Origin of the sequence: Corynebacterium jeikeium, assembly GCA_003955985.1 — a bacterium.
Classification (GTDB): Bacteria; Actinomycetota; Actinomycetes; order Mycobacteriales; family Mycobacteriaceae; genus Corynebacterium; species Corynebacterium jeikeium_D.
Genome location: CP033784.1, coordinates 1,319,516 through 1,342,401, shown reverse-complemented (window position 1 = coordinate 1,342,401; position 22,886 = coordinate 1,319,516). Strand labels below are relative to the sequence as shown.

Below are 22,886 nucleotides of genomic sequence, written 5' to 3'. Positions count from 1 at the left end.
ATTCACTTCCCTATCAATTAGCGGATTTTTAAGCGATGAAAATCCGGTGGTGGAAAAATCTTAGTCTTCCAGGACGGAGACGCCCGGCAGAGTCTTACCCTCGAGGAACTCCAGCGAAGCGCCACCACCAGTGGAGATGTGGCTGAAGCCGTCCTCGTTCAACCCCAGAGTACGTACTGCTGCTGCGGAGTCGCCGCCACCGACGACGGAGAAGCAACCGTTGTTAGTGGTGGCATCGATGATGGCCTGTGCAACCTCGCGGGTGCCAGCTGCGAAAGCCTCCATCTCGAACACGCCCATCGGGCCGTTCCAGAACACAGTCTTGGACTCAGCGAGCACCTTGCCGAATGCCTCGGCGGAAGCCGGTCCGATGTCCAGGCCCATCCAGCCTTCCGGAATCTCGGTGGCATCGACGACCTTGTTTTCAGCGTCAGCAGCGAACTTGTCGGCCACGACTACGTCGGTTGGCAGAACAATCTTGTCGCCGTAGCGGTCCAGCAGATCCTTACAGGTGTCAATCATCTCTTCCTGCAGCAGGGATGCACCAACGGCGTAGCCCTTGGCAGCCAGGAAGGTGAAGCACATGCCGCCGCCGATGACCAGGGAGTCAACCTTCGGCGCGAGAGCCTCAATAACGCCCAGCTTGTCGGAAACCTTGGAACCGCCGAGCACGACGGTGTACGGCTTCTCCGGGGTCTCTGCAACCTTGCGCAGAACTTCAAGCTCAGCCTGAACCAGGTTGCCGGCGTAGTGCGGCAGCTTCTTAGCGACGTCGAAGACGGAAGCCTGGGCGCGGTGAACAACACCGAAACCGTCGGAAACAAATGCTCCGTCCGGAACAAGTGCGGCCAGCTCGGCTGCGAATTCGGCGCGTTCTGCCTCGTCCTTGGAGGTCTCGCGCGGATCGAAGCGGACGTTCTCCAACAGGAGTACATCGCCCTCGGTCAGGCCATTAGCGCGCTCGTGCGCGTCCTCACCGGAGACATCACCGGCGAGCGCGACGTACTGCTCCAGGCGCTCAGATAGCGCCTCAGCGACCGGGGCCAGGGAGAACTCGGACTTAACCTCGCCCTTCGGGCGACCCAGGTGAGCCATAACAACGACCTTGGCGCCGGCCTCGACAAGCGCGGACAGGGTGGGCAGCGAAGCATCGATTCGACCCGGATCGGTGATAACGCCGTCTTTCAGTGGGACGTTAAAGTCGGAGCGGACGAGGACGTAACGGCCTTCAATACCTTCGTTGATCAGGTCTTTGACAGTCTTAACAGTCATCTCAATGAAATCCTTGTGAAAGTGTGTAAAAAACGGGCCGTGGGTGGCGTGCCCTACTCAGGCACAACCACCCCGGCCCGTTCGGGGTCTGGGATTAACCAGGTGAGTTATTAGAGGCGCTCACCGACGTAGACAGCCAGGTCGACGAGGCGGTTGGAGTAGCCCCACTCGTTGTCGTACCAGGAGACAACCTTGACCTGATCGCCGATGACCTTGGTCAGCGGTGCGTCGAAGATCGAGGAACGCGGGTCGCCCTCGATGTCCTTGGAAACGATTGGGTCCTCGTTGTAGCCCAGAACACCCTTGAGCTCGCCCTCAGCAGCTTCCTTGATGGCAGCATTGACGGACTCGACGGTGACCTCGCTCTTCGCAGTGAAGGTCAGGTCGGTGACAGAGCCGGTCGGGGTCGGAACACGCAGTGCGTAGCCGTCCAGCAGGCCCTTGAGCTGCGGCAGAACCAGAGCGACTGCCTTTGCAGCACCGGTGGAGGTCGGAACAATGTTCAGTGCAGCAGCGCGGGCGCGACGCAGGTCCTTGTGCGGAGCGTCGTGCAGACGCTGGTCACCGGTGTATGCGTGAATGGTGGTCATGAGACCGCGCTCGATGCCGAACTTGTCGTCCAGGACCTTAGCCATCGGAGCCAGGCAGTTGGTGGTGCAAGAAGCGTTCGAAATGATGTTGTGCTTCTCCGGGTCGTAGTCAGTGTGGTTAACACCGACAACGAAGGTTGCGTCTTCGTTCTTAGCCGGAGCGGAGATGATGACCTTCTTGGCGCCAGCCTCGATGTGAGCCTTGGCAGCGTTGGCATCGGTGAAGAAACCGGTGGACTCAATGACGATGTCGACCTCGTGCTTGCCCCACGGCAGGTCCTTCGGGTCGCGCTCAGCGTATGCCGCGATGCGCTTGCCGTTGACGGTGAGGGACTCATCGTCGTAGGTGACCTCTGCGTCAAGCTTGCCCATGATGGAGTCGTACTTGAGCAGGTGAGCCAGGGTCTTGTTATCAGTGAGGTCGTTTATAGCAACGACTTCCAGGTCAGCGCCCGCAGCGAGCAGGGAGCGGAAGAAGTTGCGGCCGATGCGACCAAAACCGTTAATACCTACACGAACCGTCACAATAATCTCCTTAATGGATTGGCGAATCGATGCCACTTGTCAGGGCGCTGATTGCGCTCCAACAGGTTCACTACAGAAGTGTACGTTGGGTTTTTCATTCGCGCAGCGGTGGTTTGGTGCGAAAATCCCAAATAAACGGAGATTTATCAAAAATTACGCACCTGACTAGGCATAACAGGTGCTTTACTCGTCAACTTCTTTGTCAAAAAGTTCGTCTGTAACGACTGCAGTTGTGGGGGGAATTCCGAGTTCGTTTGCTCTTTTGTCCGCCATGGAGAGCAAACGGCGGATGCGTCCTGCGACGGCGTCCTTGGTCATTGGCGGATTTGCCAGCTGCCCAAGTTCTTCCAGTGAAGCCTGCTTGTGCTCGATGCGCAGCTGTCCTGCAGACACCAAATGGTCTGGTACATCGTCACCGAGAATCTCTAAAGCACGCTCTACTCGCGCTGCTGCAATAACGGCCGCACGAGCCGAGCGCCGCAGGTTGGCATCGTCGAAGTTTGCCAAACGAGTGGCCGTCGCTCGCACTTCACGACGCATTCGCTGTTCTTCCCACTGCAGGCGAGTAGTCTGGGCTCCCATTCGCGTCAGCAGCGCACCGATTGCATCGCCCTCCCGGATGATTACACGATCGCCACCGCGGGATTTATTCTCCTTGCTCTTAGCCGTAATTCCGAGTCTACGAGCACATCCCACCAATGCAAGTGCCGCTTCTGCAGAGGGAGCAGTGACTTCCAAAGCTGAGGAACGCCCCGGCTCAGTCAGTGAACCATGTGCCAAAAAGGCACCCCTCCATGCAGCTTCTTGATCGATCTTCTGTCCCATGATCAGCTTGCGTGGTAGCCCACGTACGGGACGTCCTGCAGAGTCGATCAGGCCAGTTTGCCTAACGACGAGTTCCGCGCCATCAGTTACCCGCACGATGTACTTCGAGGTCTTTCGCAAGCCGCCGGGAGACAAGACATTGAGGCTGGCTTTGACATCGTAGAGTTCGGCCAGCATGGAGCGCAGGCGGCGTGCGACAGCGCCGGAATCCAACTCAGCCTCCAGCACAATCGAACCTGCCACCAGGTGGAGTCCTCCTGCGAAGCGGAACAGGGTCGAAATCTCCGCTGCCTGAGCGCTTTCCTGCGAAACTGACACGCGGGCTAGTTCGTCTTTGACCTTCGCCGTCAATGCCACGATGCTGTCCATCCTCATTTCATGTGTGCGAGCTGGGTTTGGGCCTGGTTAATTTAGGTAAAATTAACCCCATTTGAGCTTTAGCAATAAACCTCAAGGATAGTATCCGGTACCAATCGAGTGGCAATTAGTTGATTGTCTATTGCATCCTCGCAGGAGAATGCATTAAAACCCTCGACTGGCCGGACGCTTTAGAGGAACTGACGAAGTGCGACAGCTAGTTTCTCCGGCGAATGCCGACCCGTCAGAGCTCCGTGGTCATCAACTTCTTGCACATCGGCGAAGACAACCTGCGCGTCTAGGCTATCCGCCGCTCGCTGCAGGTATTCTCGTTCGGTATCCGCGAGCGGCGTGTTGTCGTCGACAAGCACGTAATTGAGCTTCAAGTTAGGTGCATGCTGCGTGAGCATATGGATGTGCCGTTCGGAAGAAAAACCGGCGGTCTCCCCCGGCTCGGCGACAAGATTCAGCACCACGACGGTTGTGGCATTGGTTTCTTGCAGAGCATCCCGCAGCCCGGGCACCTGAAGATGTGGCAGAACCGAAGTAAACCACGAACCCGGACCCAGCGTCACCAAATCGGCATTGAGGATAGCTTCAATGGCCTCCTCGGATGCCGGCGGAGTCTCAGGAATCAGCCGGATTCGGCGCACCTGGCCAGGTGTCGTGGCCACTGCGACCTGGCCACGGACCTGGCGCACAACGCGAGCATCCTGCTCCAAGCCAACGACTTCGGCCTCAATCTCTAGCGGGATCGGCGACATGGGCACGACTCGACCCCGGATTTGCAGCAACCGGCCAATTTCGTCAAGCGCGTCGACTTCATTTCCCATCACACTGGTGAGGCCAGCGATAATCAGATTGCCAATCGCATGCCCTGCCAGTGCGCCAGTTCCGCCAAAGCGGTGCTGCAGTGTCTTTTCCCACAGATCGCCTTTTTCCGTATCTGCGGAAAGCGCGGCGAGTGCCATGCGAAGGTCTCCAGGGGGAATCTGCCCCAGCTCACGACGAAGGCGACCCGAGGATCCGCCGTCGTCGGCAACTGTGACCACCGCTGTGACATGGTCCGCAACCTGACGGTCAGCTCTCAGCGTGGCAAATAGACCATGACCGCCACCCAGACTGGTAATTGATGTCAATTTCTACACCTCCACTAAAACCGCTAGTTGCGGTCAATATCGCGGTGGACGACGTTGACGTTGATCCCGGAAACTCCCTCGAGCTTCTTAGCCAGCGCCTCCGACATGGCCACACTTCGGTGATGGCCTCCGGTGCATCCCACAGCGATAGTCATAAAACCCTTGCCCTCACGGCGGTACCCGGGCAAAACCAATTCAATCAAGTTTGTGACGTTGTCCAAAAACCCCTGAGACTCAGGTTGGGACAGCACGTAGTCGGCCACGGCTTTGTTGGTACCGCGGCCCGCACGCAGCTCAGGTACCCAATAGGGATTGGGGAGAAAACGGACGTCGAAAAGCATGTCGGCATCGCGCGGCGCACCGTGCTTAAACCCAAATGATTCGATGGTGATCTGCTGAATCTTGCTAGCGGTATCCGACAACTGATGCTCTAACTCACGGCGCAAATCGTGCACGCTCATGTCAGAGGTATCCACTACTAAATCCGACATGCCCTTTATTGGCAGCAACATCTGACGTTCAGCGGCAATACCCTGTGAAAGCGTGCCATTTTCCTGCAGCGGATGGGTGCGGCGGACAGAGTCGTAGCGGGCGATGAGGGTGTCGTCGTTGGCATCAAAGAAGATGACATAGGGCTGGCGCCCCTCATTGCGGAGTCCGTCGAGCACCTCCCCCAAACTGCCGGCGAACGCGCGCGAGCGCACGTCGGTGACGATAGCGAGGCGCTCTACTGGAGAGTCCGCTTCAAACGACAACTCGACCATGCGCATAATCAACTCCGGGGGCAGGTTGTCTGCGACATACCAGCCCATCTCCTCCAAGACGCTGGCGGCCGTATTGCGTCCGGAACCGGACATGCCGGTAATCAACACAAGTGACTTTTCAGCCTGAGGGGAATAACCCGAAGTAATCATGCCATCACTCTAATACAATTCCGCCCAACCGCTCTCGGTTTTACTAGCGGAAGTAAACCCCCTAGCACTGTTTCAAGTGCGGTTTTAGCCACTTGTTTACCTACTTCTACGCCTACTCTCCCGGACCGACATCCGAGTTTGGCTCTGACGACTTCTCGTCTGGATGGAGGTAATCGTAAACAGTTTTCGCGAGCATCGGCCCGAAACCAGCCACTTCTTCGATCTGCTCGACGCTGGCCTTCTTCAGCGCCGCAACGGAACCAAAGTGCTTGACCAACTCACTGCGGCGTGCTGGCCCCAGCCCCTTAATGCCATCAAGCACCGACGAGCGCATGCGTTTAGATCGCTGCTGACGGTGATAATTAATGGCAAAGCGGTGCGCCTCATCACGAATTCGCTGGATTAGGTACATCGCTTCCGAATTACGCGGCAGAATGAGCGGCTCATCATCGTCGGGAATCCACAGCTCTTCTAAGCGCTTGGCAATTCCCACCAACGTCACATCGGTGACCTCGAGTTCATCGAGGACCGCCTGTGCGGCTGCGACCTGCGGTGCACCACCGTCGACGATGAACAACTGTGGCGGGTAGGCAAACTTGCGGTTACTCCGCGACTGCTCATCGACGGCATCAGTCGTCTCTTCGACGAACATCTCGCTTGCATCATCGGGCATGGCGAGCTTGTCCTCGTTATGGCGCAGAAAACGACGGCGCACCACCTCAGCGATAGAACCGACGTCGTCCGAGCGACCGTCACCCGCTGCATCTTTGATTCGGTACCGGCGGTAGTCGGACTTCTTGGGCAATCCATCCTCGAAGACCACCAACGAGGCCACCACATCGGTGCCCTGAATATGCGAGATGTCAGTGCACTCGATGCGCAGCGGCGCTTCATCCATAAATAGCGCGTCCTGGAGTTCGGAGAGAGCCTGCGATCGAGTAGTTAGATCTCCACTTCGCTTTAGCTTGTGCTGGCGTAGCGCTTCAGCTGCATTTTTCTGCACGGTCTCCATGAGCGTCCGCTTGTCACCGCGTTGTGGGACGCGAATATCTACATTGGTGCCACGAATATCGGCCAAAAATGCAGTAACCTCGTCAAGATCGTCGGGCGTGGCCTGAACGAGAATTTCGCGTGGCACAACCTGGGCGGCAGTGGTTGATTCATCGCCGTCGACATCCGCGTGCTTGGCGGCGTCGCCATAGAACTGTGTCAGGAACTGCGTTAGCAGCCCACCCAAGCTGGGGTCGGTCTCTCCCTCTCGAAACTCCGTAGTCGCGTATTCGCCGGACTTCTCCACTACCCAGCCGCGCTGACCGTAAATACGTCCCGCCCGAACATGGAAAATCTGCACGGCCGCTTCCAGTTCGTCGGTTGCTAGCGCAATAAAGTCGGCATCAGCGGCGTCGGAAAGCACGACTGACTGCCGCTCCATGACCTTGTCGATGGCAGCGAGGTTGTCGCGCAGACTAGCGGCGCGCTCGAAGTCTAACTCGCCGGCAGCTTCCTCCATTTCCTTCTTCAAGCGCCTGGTGACCGGGCCCGTATTTCCCGACATGAAGCTGGTAAAACCACGGACAATTTCGCGGTGTTCCTCGGCACTGACACGGCCGACACAAGGCGCCGAGCATTTGTCGATATAGCCGAGCAAACAGGGCCGCCCCAGGGCTTGCTGCCGGTTGAAGACTCCCTTTGAACAGGTGCGGGCTGGGAAAACTCGTGTAAGCAAGTCGAGCGTTTCTCGGATAGCCCACGCGTGTGAATAAGGCCCGAAATAACGCACGCCCTTCCGGCGCGGTCCTCGGTAGAGAAAGAGCCGCGGGTACAGCTCTCCAACGCTGACGGCCAACATCGGATACGACTTGTCATCGCGGTACATCACGTTGAACCGCGGATTAAAGCGCTTGATCCAGGTGTACTCCAACTGCAGCGCTTCGACTTCATTGTGGACGACAGTCCACGTCACCTTCGAAGCGGACTGCACCATCTGGCGGGTGCGGGGATGAAGCCGAGTTAAGTCCTGGAAATAGTTAGACAAACGCGCACGGAGATTCTTCGCCTTGCCGACGTAGAGAACGCGCCCGGTTGAATCGAGAAAACGGTACACCCCCGGCTCCGTGGGAATGGTGCCGGGGGCGGGACGGTACTGAGAAGGGTCAGTCACTTACGGTGTCCTTAAAACGTGTCCTTGGGTTAGTCCTCCGGCATGAACTCGTCTTCAAGTTCACGGAACCGGCGGATGTCTTCCACGACGCGGCTGCCGTCGGCCGACTGGATCGCGAGCATCGGCACAAACTCAAAGTCAGGCAGCTCCAAGCGAGCCCAGCGGGACTTCTTTGGAAAACTCAGGCCGTAAATATCGACCCACGGGTAAAACTTCGCATTGAGTAGATTGCGGACTTCCACACCCCTGGCATTTACGCGAACGCGAGCCCGAGTCAGCAGCAGGATTACCCCGGCGATGATCAAACCAATCATTGGGAAAGCCAGCTGGTCGATAGCGGTCACCGAAGCTCCGGTGTTACCAAAGTCCACCACGATACCCATGAAGATATGGATAGCGAAAACCACAACTGCAGCGATAATCGCCCACAGACACAGCTTTTGCGAGGTGATTTCCAACAGCCATTTGTCTTCGCTACCGGTGTCGACGGCAGTCGAATTGCTGTGGCGTTCGGAGTTACCCATTCTTACTCAGCTCCACCTTCACGAAGGGACTTCAACACTGCGACGGTGTGCAGCGCTGCGGCCATGGCCTCGCGACCTTTATTCTCCGCGGCGCCCTTACCGCCGGCACGATCAATTGCCTGCTGTTCAGTGTTGCAGGTCAGCACACCATTGCCAACTGGCGTTTCACAGTCCAGTGCGATCCGCGTCAGGCCCTCAGTCACCGAGTCGCAGACATAGTCGAAGTGCGGCGTACCACCGCGGATAACGCACCCCAGCGCCACCACGGCGTCGTGAGTTCGGGCGAGCTGTTGCACCACAACCGGAATCTCCAGAGCACCGACGACAGTCACATCCGTAACTACAGCGCCGACCTCCTCGGCCTGGGCCAGCGCTTCACGACGAAGCTGTCCAGTAATCTCCTCGTTCCAGTGAGAGGTGACCAGACCGACGGTCACACCAGTGGAATCGGGAACGGAAATTTCAGGAAGACCTGCGCCACTCATCTACTGTGCTCCTTCTGTCGAAATGCCGTGGGTCTCCATGTACTCATCCAACCAAGGGAGCTCATGGCCCATGCGTTCGCGCTTTGTCAACAAGTATTTCAAGTTATCCTCGTTGACCTCAACTGGCACCGGTACCCGGCGGCTCATCTCCAGTCCATAACCACCTAGGCCGGCACGCTTGGTCGGATTGTTCGTCAGCAGCGCCATAGTGGTGACTCCAAGATCCTGCAGGATCTGTGCACCAGTGCCGTACTCACGGGCATCCGACGGCAAACCGAGCGCGAGATTGGCATCAACGGTGTCAGCGCCTTCATCTTGCAGATGGTAGGCCTGCAGCTTCGGCATCAAACCAATGCCTCGGCCTTCGTGACCGCGCATGTAGAGGATGACGCCACGCCCCGCTTCGTGAACCATGCGCATGGAGTTGTGCAGCTGCTGACCGCAGTCGCAGCGGCGAGATCCCAGTGCGTCGCCGGTGAGGCATTCGGAGTGCACACGCACGAGGACGTCCTGACCATCGTTGGAAGACACATCCCCCACAACGAGAGCGACATGCTCGACACCGTCGATAAGGCTCCGGTACCCAATGGCACGGAACTCGCCGTAGTCGGTCGGCAGCTTGGTTTCGACAACGCGTTCAATCAAGTGCTCGTTGTGGCGACGGTATTCGATCAGCTGCTCAATGGAGATCAGCGCTAAATCGTGCTTGTCGCAGAAGCGACGCAGTTCCTCCGCGCGCGCCATACCGGTCGGGTCTTCCTCGGAGACAACCTCACACAGCACGCCGGCAGGACGAAGCCCTGCCAGGCGGGCGAGATCGACCGCAGCCTCGGTGTGGCCGGCACGGACTAGGACGCCACCATCGCGAGCTCGCAACGGGACCACGTGTCCTGGTCGGGTGAAATCGTGCGGGCTCGACGTGGGGTCAGCGAGAGTACGAATGGTGTTCGCACGATCTGTGGCGGAAATACCGGTCGTACCGGTGTTGGCATCCACGGTCACTGTGTATGCGGTACCGCGGGCATCCTCATTCTCTGACACCATCGGTGGCAGATTCAGACGCTCGCAGTCCTCGGCGGTCAGCGGCGCGCAGATGTAACCAGAGGAATAGCGAACCATAAAGGCAACAAGTTCAGGCGTTGCCTTCTCGGCGGCGAAGATGATGTCGCCCTCGTTCTCACGATCTTCATCGTCGACGACGACCACGGCCTTACCGGCTGCGATGTCCGCAATGGCCCGCTCTACAGAATCGAACTTAATCACAGTCTTGTAGCTTATCTTTCCAACATTTTCTCGACGTACTTGGCTAGCACATCGACTTCCAAATTGACCTTGGCGCCTACCGCGGTCGAACCAATAACGGAGTCCGTCAGCGTCGTCGGTATCAGGCTGACCTCAAAGAACCCCTCGCCTACTGCAGAGACGGTCAACGAAGTACCATCCACGGCAATTGAGCCCTTTTCCACGACATACTTGGAGAGATGCTCCGGCAGCGAAATCCGCACTACTTCCCAGCGCTCCCCTGGCGTGCGCGAAATAACCTCGCCGGTGCCATCGACATGTCCCTGCACGATATGGCCGCCGAGGCGTTGACCGACTGCGGTTGCACGTTCGAGGTTGACCTTGGAGCCGACCTCAACCTGGCCGAGGCTCGACCTAACCAGAGTCTCTTGCATGAGATCAGCGGTAAAGAAATCATCGCCAAACTCCACGACGGTCAAACAAACACCATTGACAGCAATGGAATCACCGTGGTGCACGTCGTCAAGCACGGTGGTCGCGCGAATGGTCAGAGTAATGGAATCGGCTTCGCGGTGGATTTCGCGAATTTCGCCGAGTTCCTCAACAATTCCCGTAAACATAGTGGTCAGGAAAATCCTTTACCGTTTGTTATAAATTGAAAGATTTTTACAAAATTAACTCTAGCCGGTCTACCCGCGATCTTTGCCACTGCGGAGAGCCGTAATCAAAATGTCATCTCCCAGAGTCTCGACCGCGACGGTACGAAAGCGCGAGATGTCAGTGATGGTGGTCTCATGGTTGGCCGATGTCACCGGCAGACCAGCTCCGAGAAACGCCGGGGCAATGTAAGACTCAATCGCGTCGACAGCATCGGCTTCTAAGAAAGCGCTGGCGAGCCGTGGGCCGCCTTCTACCAGCACGTCAATAAGTCCCATATCCGCCATTGTCTCCAGCGCCACTTCCACATCGTGAGTGCGAATGTGGCGGAAGTTATCGCCGCGGATATTCGCATCGGCGGCGACCTCCGAGGTGCCGATCGCGATGCGCAGGGGTTGCGTTGACAGCTCCTCGCCGTCTGGTGTGCGCGCGGTCAATCGCGGATTGTCAGCGAGCACTGTTCCCGTTCCGACGACAATCGCTTGCCGACGTGCACGATCGATATGTACCCGTGCCCGCGCCTGCTCCCCCGTAATCCACTGCGAGGTGCGGTCGGTAGCGGCGGCGAAACCATCCAGCGTGCCCGCCGTCTTCAGCGTGATGTGTGGGCGCCGAGTGCGCTGCCAGTGTAACCATGGACGCAGATAGCCATCCGCCACACGATTGCGTTGGAACTCCTCGACCACGTCGATTCCCTTGTATCGCAACCACTCGCTGCCGCCAGCGGCCACGGGATTAGGATCGGCGACCGCAAATATGACGCGGGAAACTCCGGCTGCCGCAAGTGCCTCGGTGCACGGTGGTGTACGGCCGATATGATTGCACGGCTCTAGTGTGACCACTGCAGTACCGCCCTGAGCTCGTGCCCCCGCCATTTCTAATGCTTGTGGCTCTGCGTGTCGGCCACCTACCGGCTCAGTTCCGGCCACTCCTACCGCAATCCCTGCGGTATCGAGGATGACGCAACCAATCGGTGGATTGGGATAGGTGGTGCCCCGAACTCGCTGGCCGGCTTCTATGGCCAATGCCATAGCTTGAGCGTCAGTCAGCGGCTGTGCGGAGACGAGATCCGGAAACTGTGCCACCGTGCTTCACCGCCGTCTACTTAGTTGCAGCAGTAGTGGCCAATGCGCGCAGCTCATCGACAGCCGCCGCACGATCATCAGCGCCGAAAACGGCCGACCCTGCAACGAAGGCGTCGCAACCGGCGGCGGCAGCGGATTCGATGGTCTTGGCGGAGATACCACCGTCAATCTCGATCAGAGTATCCAGACCTTCGGCATCAATGCGCTGACGCAGCTTCTCGACCTTGGTTAGCTGATCCGGCATAAAGGACTGGCCCCCGAAACCGGGTTCGACACTCATGACCAGCACCTCGTCGAATTCGGCGAGGTGATCCAGCCACGGCTCAATTGGGGTACCCGGGCGCAGCGAGAACCCGGCCTTCACGCCCTGGGAACGAATGTGGCGTGCCAGTGCGATGGCATCGTCGACGGCTTCCACATGGAAAATAACGGAGCTCGCCCCCGCCTTAATGTAGGTGTCGACCCACTTCTCCGGGTTCTCAATCATGAGATGGACATCCAAGTACTTGTCCGTCACCGCAGCTACGGCCTCCAGCACCGGAGCGCCGAAGGACAGGTTGGGAACGAAGTGGCCATCCATGACGTCGATATGCAGCCAATCTGCATTGGCTACAGCCTCAACCTCGCGGTCGAGGCGAGCGAAGTCAGCAGCGAGAATGGAGGGGGCAATAATTGGTGCGCTCATAACCTCTGAGCCTAGTCGTTCTTGCGCAAAACTGAGAAGAACATCGCATCGGTACCGTGGCGGTGTGGCCACATCTGCACAGATGGATACGGTCCGACATCAGTCATCGGCGCTACCAACTCGTGTGCATTCAGCTCCGTCACCGGCAATTCCGTCACTGCCCTATCGACAATGCCCCTGGTTTCCCGCAGATGCGGAGAACACGTGGAATAGACGATGATGCCACCCGGCCGTGCCAGACGCACAGCTTCACTGAGCAGTTCAAACTGCAGCGCAGTCAAGGAGTTCAGATCGGACGGCGACTTCCGCCAGCGCGCTTCCGGGCGACGGCGAAGCGAGCCCAAACCAGAGCACGGCGCGTCTACCAAAATGCGGTCAAAGCCTGCCTCCAGCCCGGTATCGCGACCATCCGCAACGGTTACAGTCACTGGCAGCCCGGCCGTGGCCTTCTTCACCAGTTCTGCGCGAGTCGCAGATACCTCAACAGCGTCGAGCTTCGCGCCCTCAATAGCTGCGATGCCGCCGATGAAAGCTGACTTACCACCGGGGCCGGAACACAAATCTAACCAGCGGCCGCTGTCTTCACCGGCAACGGGTGCCATGGTGACGGCACGCGCAATGAGCTGAGAACCCTCGTCCTGCACCGCAGCCAAGCCCTGTCGGACCGGCTCCAATTCTCCTGGGGCACCGGAATCCAAGCGCACGCAGTACGGCGACCACGGTCCCTCTTCACCGCCGGTGATCAGTGCCAATTCCTCAGCAGTAATCTCGCCCGGACGAGCGACCAAGTGCACCAACGGGCGCGCATCGTCGGCAGCGAGTGCCTGCTGCAGCTCACCGGCTTGTGCACCGAGTGCGCGGGCAAACTCCATCGCAATCCAGCGCGGGTGGGCATGCTTCATCGCTACGTAGCTAATCGGATCGGTCGCAGGATCCGGCGCGACCTCAGCCACCCATTCGCCTTCGGTCTTCGAGGAAACTTTCCTCAAAATGGCATTGACAAAGCCGCGCGCACCAGGTCCCGCTACCTTCGCCACCGCCCGCACCGAGGTATCGACCGCCGCGTAGGCATCGACGCGCGTACGCAGCAGCTGGTACGTGCCCAGGCGCAACACATCCATCACCGGTCCAGCAATATCGTTTAACGGGCGTGACGACGATGCCTCAATCACGGCATCCAACAGGCCTTCCGCCCGCAGTGTGCCGTACGTCAGCTCAGTTGCAAAAGCAGCATCCCGACCCTTGAGCTTGTGTGCCTTCAGCAACCTGGGCAGCAGCAGGTTCGCGTAAGCATCATTCTCGCGAACGTCGGCTAGTACCTTCAGTGCGACCTTGCGCGGTTGGTCAATGCCACCGCGATTGTCCCCACCTCTGTTGTCACGGTTACGGTTGCGGTCATTGCGGTTCTGTCCGCTGCGGTTGCCGCGCTGCCGTCCGCCACCGGTGTGGCGGGGTTTGTCGTTGCCCATTTACTCGCAGACCTTTCCGCCGGGTTGGCTACCTCGCGCCCAGTCGGACGCATCCATCATCTTCTTACCCTGTGGCTGCACCTTCACCAGCTGCACATAGCCATCGGCACAACGCACAGATACTCGGTGCTTCTCCACTACCAACTCACCCGGTGTGGCGGCTGCCGCCTCCGGAGCAGCTGCCTTTCGCACCTCGTCGACCGCGGCGCTGTCCTCGTCGGAAAGCGGGGTGAGCTCTCCGACCTTCAAACGTGCGCCGTCGAGAGTTGTCCACGCACCTGGGGCAGGCGTGAATGCACGAGCGCGGCGGTCAAGAAGATGTCGCGGCTGAGTCCAAACGATTCGGGCATCCTCCGGCCCGAACTTAGCGGCGTAACTGACATCCTGTTCTGGCTGAGCGGTCGGACGCAACGCACCGGCTTCGATGCCGTCCATGGTGGCGGCTAGAAGATCCGCGCCGGAGTATGCCAGGCGGGTCAAAAGGTCGTCGGCATTATCGGTCGGGCGAATCGCTTCGGTGACGGTACCGAAAACTGGTCCGGTATCCAGACCCTTTTCAATCCGGAAAGTACTGGCACCCGTGACTTCATCGCCGGCAGCGATAGCTGCCTGCACCGGCGCGGCACCTCGCCAAGCAGGAAGCAGTGAGAAATGCAGATTGACCCAGCCGTGCGTCGGTACATCGAGCAATTCCTCCGGCACGAGATTGCCGTAGGCGACCACCGGGATGCAGTCGGCGTTTAATTCGCGGATCTGCTGCTGGATCTCTTCATCGCGCAGGGTCGTCGGGGTGAGCACGGGAATGTCGTGTTCCAAGGCCAGAGCCTTCACCGGCGAGGGCGAAAGCGACTTACCGCGGCCACGGCGGGCATCGGGGCGAGTGAGAACAGCGACGATTTCATGACGGGAGTCTTCGAGCAACTTCTTCAGTGCAACGACAGCAGGTTCCGGGGTTCCGGCAAAAATCAGGCGCACAGTAAGTGGATTCCTTCCTGGTGGACCTAGTTGTTCTAGTTAATCTAGTAATGAAACTCGGGGCGCCACACCCAGGGGTCTAGGCGCAGGTGAGTTAACCGCGGTTGAGGAACCAGTCCTGCTCACGCAGAGAACGCATCGCGGTCTTGCGCTCGTCGCCCTCGAGACGCTTCAAAAACAGCACACCATCCAGGTGGTCGCTTTCATGCTGCACACAGCGAGCCAGCAAATCATCAGCTTCGAAGCTCACCGGTGTGCCGTGGCGATCCTGGCCAGTAACGCGCACACGTGCGTGTCGAGTCACGGGTCCATTAATACCCGGGATAGATAGGCATCCTTCGATTTCGTGGACAGTCTCGTCGCCGATGGCTTCCCATTCCGGATTGACGATGTGCCCGCGGGTGCCGTTGCAGTCGTAGACGAAAACGCGCTGCAGCACGCCGACCTGGTTTGCCGCGAGCCCGACGCCCTGTTGCTCGTCCATCGTGTCGAACATGTCATCAATCAGGTGCGACAGCGTCGCGTCGAAATCAGTGACGGTATCCGCCTTGGACAGCAACACCGGATCGCCGAAAAGACGTACCTCACGAACTGCCATGAACTTAGAGCCTCCAAGAAAACTGGTGTGAATCAAGCGATAACGCGCTCATTTTAGCAGCTAGCCGAAATTAATCGGATCGACGACAACGCGCACCGGCGTCGGGTCCTTCCTGGTCGCTCGAACGACCTGTGCTGCCTTCAACGCCGCTCCCACCGCCCGTGCTTGCCGACGGTCACAGCGCACCAACATCCGCTGAATAGGTGTACCCGGTTCCACGCCTGCTGGTGGTCTGGCGTTGCGGGGAAGGTCTACCGGCCCCAGGATTTCCGCGCCCGATGGAACCTCCAGGGACTCCATGAAGTTACGCAGGCCCTCTTCAGTCCCGTCCACCGCTGCCACGTGAAAGGCCGGAGGCAGAGTGGCGGCTGTACGGTCGGCCAATTCCCTGTTCGCAGCGCCTACCGCGTCCCATGCCAGAAGATCGGCCACAGTCGGGACTGCAGCATCCGCATCGATAACCACTGCCCCTCCTCGCTCCCGCGGTCGCGCAAGCGTGACAGCTCGAGACCAATGCGCATAGGCCTCTTCATGAGCGCGCAAGTCCTGCCGGCCGAGCATCGCCCAAGTGTCCAGCAGCATCACTGCACCGTAGCCCTCCGGCGCATAAGGCTCGGCTCCCGGCGTGGCCACCACGACCCTCGGGCCTTCGGGAATGTCGTCAACAATCCGTTCGCCAGAGGAAGCGACGACTGGGAATGGACTGAAAATACGACCAAACTCTTCCGCCGTACGTTCACTGCCGACCACGACTGGCCGAATCTTGGTGGAACCGCAGCTATGGCAACGGTGGTGGATGTCGATGCGGCCACACCACCGACAGGTCGGCGGCGCCGGATCGTCCGGGTTATCGGACGGTGGAATTCCCAGTGGACCGTTACACCAGCGACAGCGCGCAGGAGCACCACAGGAACGACACGACAATGTCGGTACATATCCCTTGCGGGGTACCTGGACCAGAATCGGAAGCTCTTCGCGCAGCGCGGCTTTTGCCCGTCGAAAAGCGATGGCAGGAAGGCGTCCCCTACTGACGTCATCCGGGTCTTCGGAAGTGTCCGTGGAGGCAATCATCTCCGGCATGGATTCAGCCAGGGCGTCGGCGCCTGCAACCAGATTGTGCGCCCAACCTGAGGAGACCAGCAGCTGCACCTCTGCTGTACGGCTATACGATGCAAAAATAAGAGCGCATCCCTCCTGCGCACTTCGCGTGACCAGCACCTCGCGAGAGTGGACGTAGGGTGCGCGGGGGTCTACGAGGTTGTCATCGCCATCATCGACAATCACTGCTAAACGCAGATTCTGCACTGGGGCGTACGCTGCCGAACGCGTGCCGACGACTATGCGCCCCTGGCCGTGCAGGATATCCAGGTACCGGCGATAGCGGGACTCGGGCCCGAGACCAGCCCCGAGAAGAGTGAGCTGACGGGCAGAAATGAGCTCGCGAAAAGCGCTCTCGAAGCGCGCCTGCATGCGTGCGTCCGGCACAATGATGAGAACACCGCCACCATCGCGGGCGACCGAAACGCTGAGCGCGGCGAGCATGGCTGCCACCTGTTCCCCTGGAACTGGCTGCCACGCTGCGCGTGCCGGGGCGCCCTTGCGGACGGAATCGACAAAGGATTCGCCGAAGACATAGTTGCCCCAAGCGGAAAGATCCGGATCCTCGGTGGCAAGCTTTCCCAATTCCTCCCACGTCGGGGGCATGTTCTCCTTGCGGGCACGTTCGGCCCGTGCATGGCGGGTTGGGATGGCGGAGCGAATGATGTTTGAGCGTGTTGCGCCGTAATACTCCGCCAGAGAATCCACCAACCGTCGAAGCTGTGGCGGATAGACAACCTCAGTGCTGATGACATCCTTGAGATAGGACAGTTTGCCGTCGTGAGTGGGCGTGGCACAGCGCTCCAGCACCAGCGCATTGACCAATTGGCCGTGGAATCGAATCCGCACCCGGCAACCGACAACCGCTTCCTCCGCTAGCGCGCGCGGAACCAGGTAATCGAAGGGGCGATCCAACTGCGGCAGCCCCAAAAGTGGAAGCACCCGCGCGACTGGCAGCTTCTCAGCTGCGGCGGCGGGTGCGAAGGGGGCGTCGGTCATAGAGTCTTACTCTACTTCCCCACCCCAGGGTCATGCTGGCGGGTGGTGTTTATCCCAGGCCAGCGGCTGCGCGGAGCTCTTCAACACGGTTGAGTTGCTCCCACGGCAGGTCCAAGTCAGTTCGGCCGAAGTGACCGTAGGTGGAGGTCTGCGCATAAATCGGGCGCAGCAAGTCCAGGTCACGAATAATAGCGGCCGGACGAAGGTCGAAGACCTTGTTGATAGCCTCGCGGATGGCGTCGTCTGAAACGTGACCGGTGCCGAAAGAGTCGACGTAAAGGCCTACCGGGCGAGCGCGGCCGATAGCGTAGGCGACCTGAATCTCCAGGCGGTCAGCCAGACCCGCAGCCACGGCATTCTTCGCAACCCAACGGGTGGCATAAGCGCCGGAGCGGTCCACCTTTGACGGGTCCTTACCCGAGAATGCGCCGCCACCGTGGCGAGCCATACCGCCGTAGGTGTCGACGATAATCTTGCGGCCGGTCAGGCCGGCATCGCCCATCGGCCCACCGATAATAAATTGGCCAGACGGGTTGACCAGCAGCTTCAATTCATCGGTAACAAAGCGCTCGCGCAAGTTAGCGTCGTCGAGCACCCAATCGACTACGTGAGTCTTAATCTGCTCGGTAATCCACTCCTGGGTCACATCCGGGTCGTGCTGCGTGGACACCACAACAGTGTCCAAGTACACCGGGTTATTGTCTTCGTCGTAAGCGAAGGTGACCTGAGTCTTACCATCCGGTCGAAGCGATGGGACGATGCCTTCCTTGCGTACCTGCGTCAAGCGGCGAGCCAGGCGGTGTGCCAGCGCAATCGGTAGCGGCATGTACTCCGGAGTTTCGTTGGTAGCGTAGCCGAACATCAGCCCCTGGTCGCCAGCGCCCTTGAGATCTTCTGCTTCGACTTCGCCATCAGAGCTGCGTGCTTCCAGAGAAGTGTGCACACCGTCGTGAATATCTGAGGACTGCTCACCGATCGAAACGGAGACGCCGCAGGTCTTGCCGTCAAAGCCCTTTTCAGAAGAATCGAAACCGATCTCCTTCAGTCGACTCCGGACAATACCGGGGATGTCAACGTAGCTCTTCGTGCGAACTTCGCCAACAACATGGACTAAACCGGTAGTCACCACAGTCTCAACGGCGACCATCGATGCAGAATCCTGCGCGAGCATAGCGTCAAGGATGGAGTCCGAAATCGAGTCGCAAATCTTATCTGGGTGCCCCTCGGTAACAGATTCACTGGAAAACAGCCGAAGATTAGAGGCCACGAGCAGTACAACTTTCTTCTAGATCATTTCCCCACGCCTGCGGTGTCGCTGCGGCGTGGGTTTTCGTTTGATTCGATAATTATAGACCAAGCGGTTCAGTCGCCGTAGTAGGCCTCCGCTACTCCGCTGGCTGAGGTTCCTGTCGCAGCTCGGAAACTGCATCCAAAATCGAACCGGCCACCGAGAATTTTGAGCCCCGCGGCACGTCCCACTGCTCGCCATCGAGAGACAACAACCATCCGACATTGTCCGTCGCACCGAAAGTTTGCCCACCTGAGACGTCGTTACACATGAGCAAATCGCAGCCCTTGCGCACAATTTTCTGCTTCGCAAGCTCGAGTGGCGTCGTCGTCTCGTCGCCGGTCTCAGCCGCAAAGCCCACCATCGTCGTGGTTGCCGGAATCTCGCCCGCTTTACGCCGCTCCACAGTGGTAGCCAGAATGTCAGGGTTTTCTACGAGCTGGATGTTGCTCAAAGCGTCGTCTGCGACGCCCTTCTTCATCTTGGCCCCAGCGGTCGATGCCGGACGGAAGTCGGCGACGGCAGCGGCAAAAATGCAGACATCGGCCAACTTGGAGTGTTCGTGGGCGGCCTTGGCCATCTCCAAAGTGGAATCAACCTTTACAACATTCGCGCCCAGCGGTGTCGGCAACTGATCTGTATGTCCTGCCACCACAGTGACCTGAGCGCCACGCTGTGCTGCCATCTCAGCTAGCGCGAAGCCCTGACGCCCTGAGGAGTGGTTGCCGATAAAACGTACCGGGTCGATAGCCTCACGGGTGCCACCGGCAGTAATCATGAAGCGCACGCCCTCGAAGTCGCGGCGGAAGTGGCGCGGATTCTCGACTGCCGCTAATGCCAGCGAAACTATCTGCTCTGGCTCCGGCAGACGACCTGGACCAGTGTCCTTACCAGTCAAACGGCCATGGGCCGGATCGAGGACAATAGTGCCATGGCGACGAAGAATCGCGACATTATCGCGCGTAGCTGGATGGTTCCACATCTCAGTGTGCATGGCAGGAGCCAGAACCACCGGGCAGGTCGCCACAAGCAAAGTTGCGGTGAGAAGGTCGTCGGCACGCCCGTGTGCGGCACGCGCCATAAAGTCGGCAGTCGCGGGAACCACGACGACGAGGTCGGCCTCCTGCCCCACGCGGACATGCTGAACTTCATCGACTGCGTCAAAAACCGTAGTCGACACCGGGTTCCCCGACAGCGCCTCGAAAGTAGCCGCACCTACAAAATTCAATGCGGACTCGGTGGGAACGACGCGAACATCGTGACCGAGTTCCTTGAAGCCACGAACAACGTGTGCGGCCTTATATGCAGCGATGCCGCCGGCAACCCCGACGACAACCTTTAAACATTCGGATACGTCAGCATTACCGGCGGCATGCATACAGATATCTCCCCTTAAGGAAATGCTCTAGCCCTCAGTGTGGTCCAGCAGACCAGCGTTGATTTCACGAAGAGCGATGGACAGAGGCTTCTCAGCGACCCCCGGAGTAACCAGCGGGCCAACGTACTCCAGCATGCCTTCGTCAATCTGCTGGTAGTAGTCATTAATCTGGCGTGCACGCTTGGCAGCGAAGATAGCCAGAGCGTACTTCGAAGAAGCCTTACCAAGCAGCTCATCGATCGGCGGATTGGTAATACCAATTGGCGGGTCGAACACTGCCTCGGTGGCGGTATTTTCCTGGGTCACGAGAAATCTTTCCTCAATAGAACGTGAGTTACTGGGGTGACAATAGAAACCGTCGGAGCAATAGAAACACCATTGCTTGGAAACGATTTCTACTATCGATGATGTGGAGTCGCCCTGTTACTTGCCAGTAGTCAGCGCCTGAGCGATGGCCGCCACAGCATCATCGACATTGTCGTTGACAACAACCTCATCGAATTCGTGCTGAGCATCCATTTCCACTCGCGCGGTTTCCAGGCGACGCTTGACTTGCGCCTCGGTTTCCGTGCCACGACCAGTGAGCCTGCTGACGAGAATCTCCCAGCTTGGCGGAGCCAAGAACAGCAGGTGAGCATTCGGCGCTACCTTACGGATGGAGCGGGCTCCCGCCAGATCCACCTCAACGAGTACCGGACGTCCCTCGGCGAGAGCTTTATCCACCGGGCCACGCGGCGTACCAGAACGCTGCAGACCACCGTGGATTTCAGCCCACTCGAGCATCTCTCCTGCATCAATATGCTGTTGGAACTTCTCCGGGGTCACGAAGAAATAGTCGCGGCCATCGACCTCACCCGGCCGTGCGGCGCGGGTGGTCATGGAAACGCTGAAGTACAGTCCGGGAACCTCGGCACGGAGCCGACTGACAACAGTGGATTTTCCCACACCGGCAGGGCCGGCAAGGACTACCAGCTGACCGTTTTCATTCCCGGCCACTGCGACTAGTCCTCCACTGCGTAGCCGAAGCGCTCCAGCAGAGCGCGACGCTGACGGTCACCCAGGCCACGCAGGCGGCGGGTCTGAGCAATCTCCAGGTCATTCATGATGTCCTGTGCCTTGACCTTGCCGACCTTCGGCAGAGCCTCGAGCAGAGCGGAGACTTTCATCTTGCCGATGATCTCGTTCTCGTCAGCCTGCTTGAGAACCTCTGGCAGGTCGATAGCGCCACGCTTCAGCTTGTCCTTGAGCTCTGCGCGTACCTTGCGGGCCTGAGCTGCCTTCTCGAGTGCTGCTGCACGCTGCTCCGGGGTCAACTGCGGAAGGGCCACGTGTTCCTCCGTAAAAATAGATTGGTTAGCTTCTTATTTACTTGCACGAGCCTCGCGTCCACCAAGGGCAGGCAACGACACCGTGCTTAACGATTGGAGACCGTACCGCACTTACCGGTTGTTGAGGCAAATGCTGACGGGGTGTCGATAAAAATGACACCAGGGCTTTATCCGCCCCACCTTTCGGTCGTGGTCAACCAACTCCGGCGATTGTAGCACCGTTTGCCCAGGAGAATGGAAATTGACCACGGTTTTTGTACGAAATCTCCCAGGAATCGTCACAGTAACTTGCCTATACCTACTCCGCCGCCACCTGAGGCTCATTAGGAAAATCTCGGCAGCTAGGTACGGAAGAAGCCCGCAGGGGCACCTGTTCTATGAGGTGCGCCCTGCGGGCCTCTGCCAAATTGTCGATTCGCTGTTAACTCTCGGATAGGAACGGAGCCGCAGCTTCAATAGTTGCGCGCCGCAGCGCAGCAGGATCAGGCCCAGCGGAGAGAATTGCACGCGAAATACTTGGCAGTGCAAGCCCCTTGGATTCCCCTGCCAGACGATCTACATCGGCCGGGGTTCCACCCTGAGCTCCCACACCGGGCATGAGAATGGGACCACGCAGGTCACTGAGCACCGGGGCGTCGTCAAGCGTTGCGCCAACAACAACGCCGATGCTGCCCGCCTTTGCACCAGCGTCAATCTGGCGGGCATTAATAGCGGCTGCCTGGTTGACCATGGTCTGAGCCAGACTCTCACCCGAAACCGTCGCCTTCTGTACGGACGCACCTTCCGGATTGGACGTTGCGGCCAGCACGAACAGGCCGCGTCCGTTCTCCAACGCCAACGAAAACGCCGGATCAAGAGCACCGAACCCAAGGTACGGAGATACCGTCAGTGCGTCGGCGGCTAGCGGCGAGCTATCCGACAGCCAGGCATCAGCGTATGCAGCCATCGTCGAACCGATATCGCCCCGCTTGGCATCTGCAATCGACAGCGCACCGGCGTCCTTCAGATCCGCCAACGTCCGCTCCAGGACGGCAAAGCCCTTGGAACCGTAGGCTTCGAAGAACGCCACCTGGGGCTTGACGACGGCAACGATGTCACCGAACGCCTCGACGCATGTGGCGGCAAAACGCTCTAGACCGTCAGCCGAATGCGGCAACTGCCAGGCATCCAGCAGCCCCGGGTGCGGGTCGATGCCCACGCAGAGCCGACCGCGCTCGGCGACAACCTCGCTGAGGCGATCGCCGAAACCTTTGACTGTCCGCACTGCGGAACCTTCAGCCTTCGCGGTCATG

General features: G+C 59.0%; 22 protein-coding genes. All 22 read right to left on the bottom strand.

The genetic code is table 11. The features are described 5' to 3' along the window. Positions 1 to 60: 60 nt before the first annotated feature. The 22 genes from pgk to pyrF all read right to left on the bottom strand — a co-directional run bounded on the left by pgk (position 61) and on the right by pyrF (position 22,885). Positions 61 to 1,272, bottom strand: coding sequence for a phosphoglycerate kinase (pgk, locus tag EGX79_05960; protein ID AYX81760.1), 1,212 nt, complete (start codon positions 1,270 to 1,272; stop codon positions 61 to 63). 110 nt (positions 1,273 to 1,382) lie between these two features. Further along, on the bottom strand, positions 1,383 to 2,387 hold the full coding sequence (gap, locus tag EGX79_05955) for a type I glyceraldehyde-3-phosphate dehydrogenase (protein ID AYX82748.1): 1,005 nt from the start codon (positions 2,385 to 2,387) through the stop codon (positions 1,383 to 1,385). 183 nt (positions 2,388 to 2,570) lie between these two features. Next, the gene (gene whiA / locus EGX79_05950; GenBank protein ID AYX82747.1) at positions 2,571 to 3,569 is read right to left on the bottom strand and encodes a DNA-binding protein WhiA; all 999 of its coding nucleotides are present in this window, start codon (positions 3,567 to 3,569) and stop codon (positions 2,571 to 2,573) included. Between the two features lie 191 nt (positions 3,570 to 3,760). Further along, positions 3,761 to 4,708: a uridine diphosphate-N-acetylglucosamine-binding protein YvcK gene (gene yvcK / locus EGX79_05945; GenBank protein AYX81759.1), complete on the bottom strand. Its 948-nt coding sequence runs from the start codon at positions 4,706 to 4,708 to the stop codon at positions 3,761 to 3,763. A 23-nt stretch (positions 4,709 to 4,731) separates the two neighbouring features. Further along, positions 4,732 to 5,622 (bottom strand): RNase adapter RapZ, encoded by an 891-nt coding sequence (gene rapZ / locus EGX79_05940; protein ID AYX81758.1) that lies wholly within the window; start codon positions 5,620 to 5,622, stop codon positions 4,732 to 4,734. A gap of 112 nt (positions 5,623 to 5,734) precedes the next feature. After that, the gene (uvrC, locus tag EGX79_05935; GenBank protein AYX81757.1) at positions 5,735 to 7,783 is read right to left on the bottom strand and encodes an excinuclease ABC subunit UvrC; all 2,049 of its coding nucleotides are present in this window, start codon (positions 7,781 to 7,783) and stop codon (positions 5,735 to 5,737) included. 29 nt (positions 7,784 to 7,812) lie between these two features. Next, positions 7,813 to 8,307, bottom strand: coding sequence for a PH domain-containing protein (locus EGX79_05930; GenBank protein ID AYX81756.1), 495 nt, complete (start codon positions 8,305 to 8,307; stop codon positions 7,813 to 7,815). Between the two features lie 2 nt (positions 8,308 to 8,309). Next, the gene (locus tag EGX79_05925) at positions 8,310 to 8,792 is read right to left on the bottom strand and encodes a 6,7-dimethyl-8-ribityllumazine synthase (GenBank protein ID AYX81755.1); all 483 of its coding nucleotides are present in this window, start codon (positions 8,790 to 8,792) and stop codon (positions 8,310 to 8,312) included. Then, positions 8,793 to 10,055, bottom strand: a complete 1,263-nt coding sequence (locus tag EGX79_05920; GenBank protein ID AYX81754.1) for a bifunctional 3,4-dihydroxy-2-butanone-4-phosphate synthase/GTP cyclohydrolase II — start codon at positions 10,053 to 10,055, stop codon at positions 8,793 to 8,795. It lies immediately after the preceding gene. A gap of 11 nt (positions 10,056 to 10,066) precedes the next feature. Beyond that, positions 10,067 to 10,654 (bottom strand): riboflavin synthase, encoded by a 588-nt coding sequence (locus EGX79_05915; GenBank protein AYX81753.1) that lies wholly within the window; start codon positions 10,652 to 10,654, stop codon positions 10,067 to 10,069. Between the two features lie 69 nt (positions 10,655 to 10,723). Continuing rightward, positions 10,724 to 11,776, bottom strand: coding sequence for a bifunctional diaminohydroxyphosphoribosylaminopyrimidine deaminase/5-amino-6-(5-phosphoribosylamino)uracil reductase RibD (gene ribD, locus EGX79_05910; protein AYX81752.1), 1,053 nt, complete (start codon positions 11,774 to 11,776; stop codon positions 10,724 to 10,726). Positions 11,777 to 11,792: 16 nt separating this feature from the next. Further along, a complete protein-coding gene (rpe, locus tag EGX79_05905) occupies positions 11,793 to 12,461 on the bottom strand; it encodes a ribulose-phosphate 3-epimerase (GenBank protein AYX81751.1) in 669 nt (222 codons plus the stop codon). Between the two features lie 11 nt (positions 12,462 to 12,472). Beyond that, the gene (locus EGX79_05900; protein ID AYX81750.1) at positions 12,473 to 13,930 is read right to left on the bottom strand and encodes an rRNA small subunit methyltransferase B; all 1,458 of its coding nucleotides are present in this window, start codon (positions 13,928 to 13,930) and stop codon (positions 12,473 to 12,475) included. Next, complete coding sequence (locus tag EGX79_05895; GenBank protein AYX81749.1) at positions 13,931 to 14,905, bottom strand: methionyl-tRNA formyltransferase; 975 nt, start codon at positions 14,903 to 14,905, stop codon at positions 13,931 to 13,933. A gap of 94 nt (positions 14,906 to 14,999) precedes the next feature. Continuing rightward, positions 15,000 to 15,503 carry a peptide deformylase gene (def, locus tag EGX79_05890; protein ID AYX81748.1) on the bottom strand — a complete coding sequence of 168 codons (504 nt, stop codon included), beginning with the start codon at positions 15,501 to 15,503 and terminating at the stop codon, positions 15,000 to 15,002. Positions 15,504 to 15,563: 60 nt separating this feature from the next. Next, a complete protein-coding gene (locus tag EGX79_05885) occupies positions 15,564 to 17,600 on the bottom strand; it encodes a primosomal protein N' (protein AYX81747.1) in 2,037 nt (678 codons plus the stop codon). A gap of 49 nt (positions 17,601 to 17,649) precedes the next feature. Further along, positions 17,650 to 18,867: a methionine adenosyltransferase gene (locus EGX79_05880; protein ID AYX81746.1), complete on the bottom strand. Its 1,218-nt coding sequence runs from the start codon at positions 18,865 to 18,867 to the stop codon at positions 17,650 to 17,652. Between the two features lie 118 nt (positions 18,868 to 18,985). Beyond that, positions 18,986 to 20,266, bottom strand: a complete 1,281-nt coding sequence (gene coaBC, locus EGX79_05875; protein AYX81745.1) for a bifunctional phosphopantothenoylcysteine decarboxylase/phosphopantothenate--cysteine ligase CoaBC — start codon at positions 20,264 to 20,266, stop codon at positions 18,986 to 18,988. Between the two features lie 27 nt (positions 20,267 to 20,293). Beyond that, positions 20,294 to 20,572, bottom strand: a complete 279-nt coding sequence (locus EGX79_05870) for a DNA-directed RNA polymerase subunit omega (GenBank protein AYX81744.1) — start codon at positions 20,570 to 20,572, stop codon at positions 20,294 to 20,296. Between the two features lie 117 nt (positions 20,573 to 20,689). Further along, on the bottom strand, positions 20,690 to 21,262 hold the full coding sequence (locus tag EGX79_05865) for a guanylate kinase (protein AYX81743.1): 573 nt from the start codon (positions 21,260 to 21,262) through the stop codon (positions 20,690 to 20,692). Between the two features lie 5 nt (positions 21,263 to 21,267). Further along, entirely contained in the window at positions 21,268 to 21,594 is a 327-nt protein-coding gene (locus EGX79_05860) for an integration host factor (GenBank protein AYX81742.1), read from the bottom strand. A 421-nt stretch (positions 21,595 to 22,015) separates the two neighbouring features. Continuing rightward, positions 22,016 to 22,885 carry an orotidine-5'-phosphate decarboxylase gene (pyrF, locus tag EGX79_05855; GenBank protein ID AYX81741.1) on the bottom strand — a complete coding sequence of 290 codons (870 nt, stop codon included), beginning with the start codon at positions 22,883 to 22,885 and terminating at the stop codon, positions 22,016 to 22,018. Position 22,886: the final 1 nt, after the last annotated feature.

Coding starts and splice junctions, on each gene's coding strand:
- pgk (AYX81760.1), bottom strand. CDS start 1,272: ATGACTGTTAAGACTGTCAAAGACCTGATCAACGAAGGTATTGAAGGC.
- rapZ (AYX81758.1), bottom strand. CDS start 5,622: ATGATTACTTCGGGTTATTCCCCTCAGGCTGAAAAGTCACTTGTGTTG.
- EGX79_05930 (AYX81756.1), bottom strand. CDS start 8,307: ATGGGTAACTCCGAACGCCACAGCAATTCGACTGCCGTCGACACCGGT.
- EGX79_05925 (AYX81755.1), bottom strand. CDS start 8,792: ATGAGTGGCGCAGGTCTTCCTGAAATTTCCGTTCCCGATTCCACTGGT.
- EGX79_05915 (AYX81753.1), bottom strand. CDS start 10,654: ATGTTTACGGGAATTGTTGAGGAACTCGGCGAAATTCGCGAAATCCAC.
- rpe (AYX81751.1), bottom strand. CDS start 12,461: ATGAGCGCACCAATTATTGCCCCCTCCATTCTCGCTGCTGACTTCGCT.
- EGX79_05900 (AYX81750.1), bottom strand. CDS start 13,930: ATGGGCAACGACAAACCCCGCCACACCGGTGGCGGACGGCAGCGCGGC.
- def (AYX81748.1), bottom strand. CDS start 15,503: ATGGCAGTTCGTGAGGTACGTCTTTTCGGCGATCCGGTGTTGCTGTCC.
- EGX79_05885 (AYX81747.1), bottom strand. CDS start 17,600: ATGACCGACGCCCCCTTCGCACCCGCCGCCGCAGCTGAGAAGCTGCCA.
- coaBC (AYX81745.1), bottom strand. CDS start 20,266: ATGCATGCCGCCGGTAATGCTGACGTATCCGAATGTTTAAAGGTTGTC.
- pyrF (AYX81741.1), bottom strand. CDS start 22,885: ATGACCGCGAAGGCTGAAGGTTCCGCAGTGCGGACAGTCAAAGGTTTC.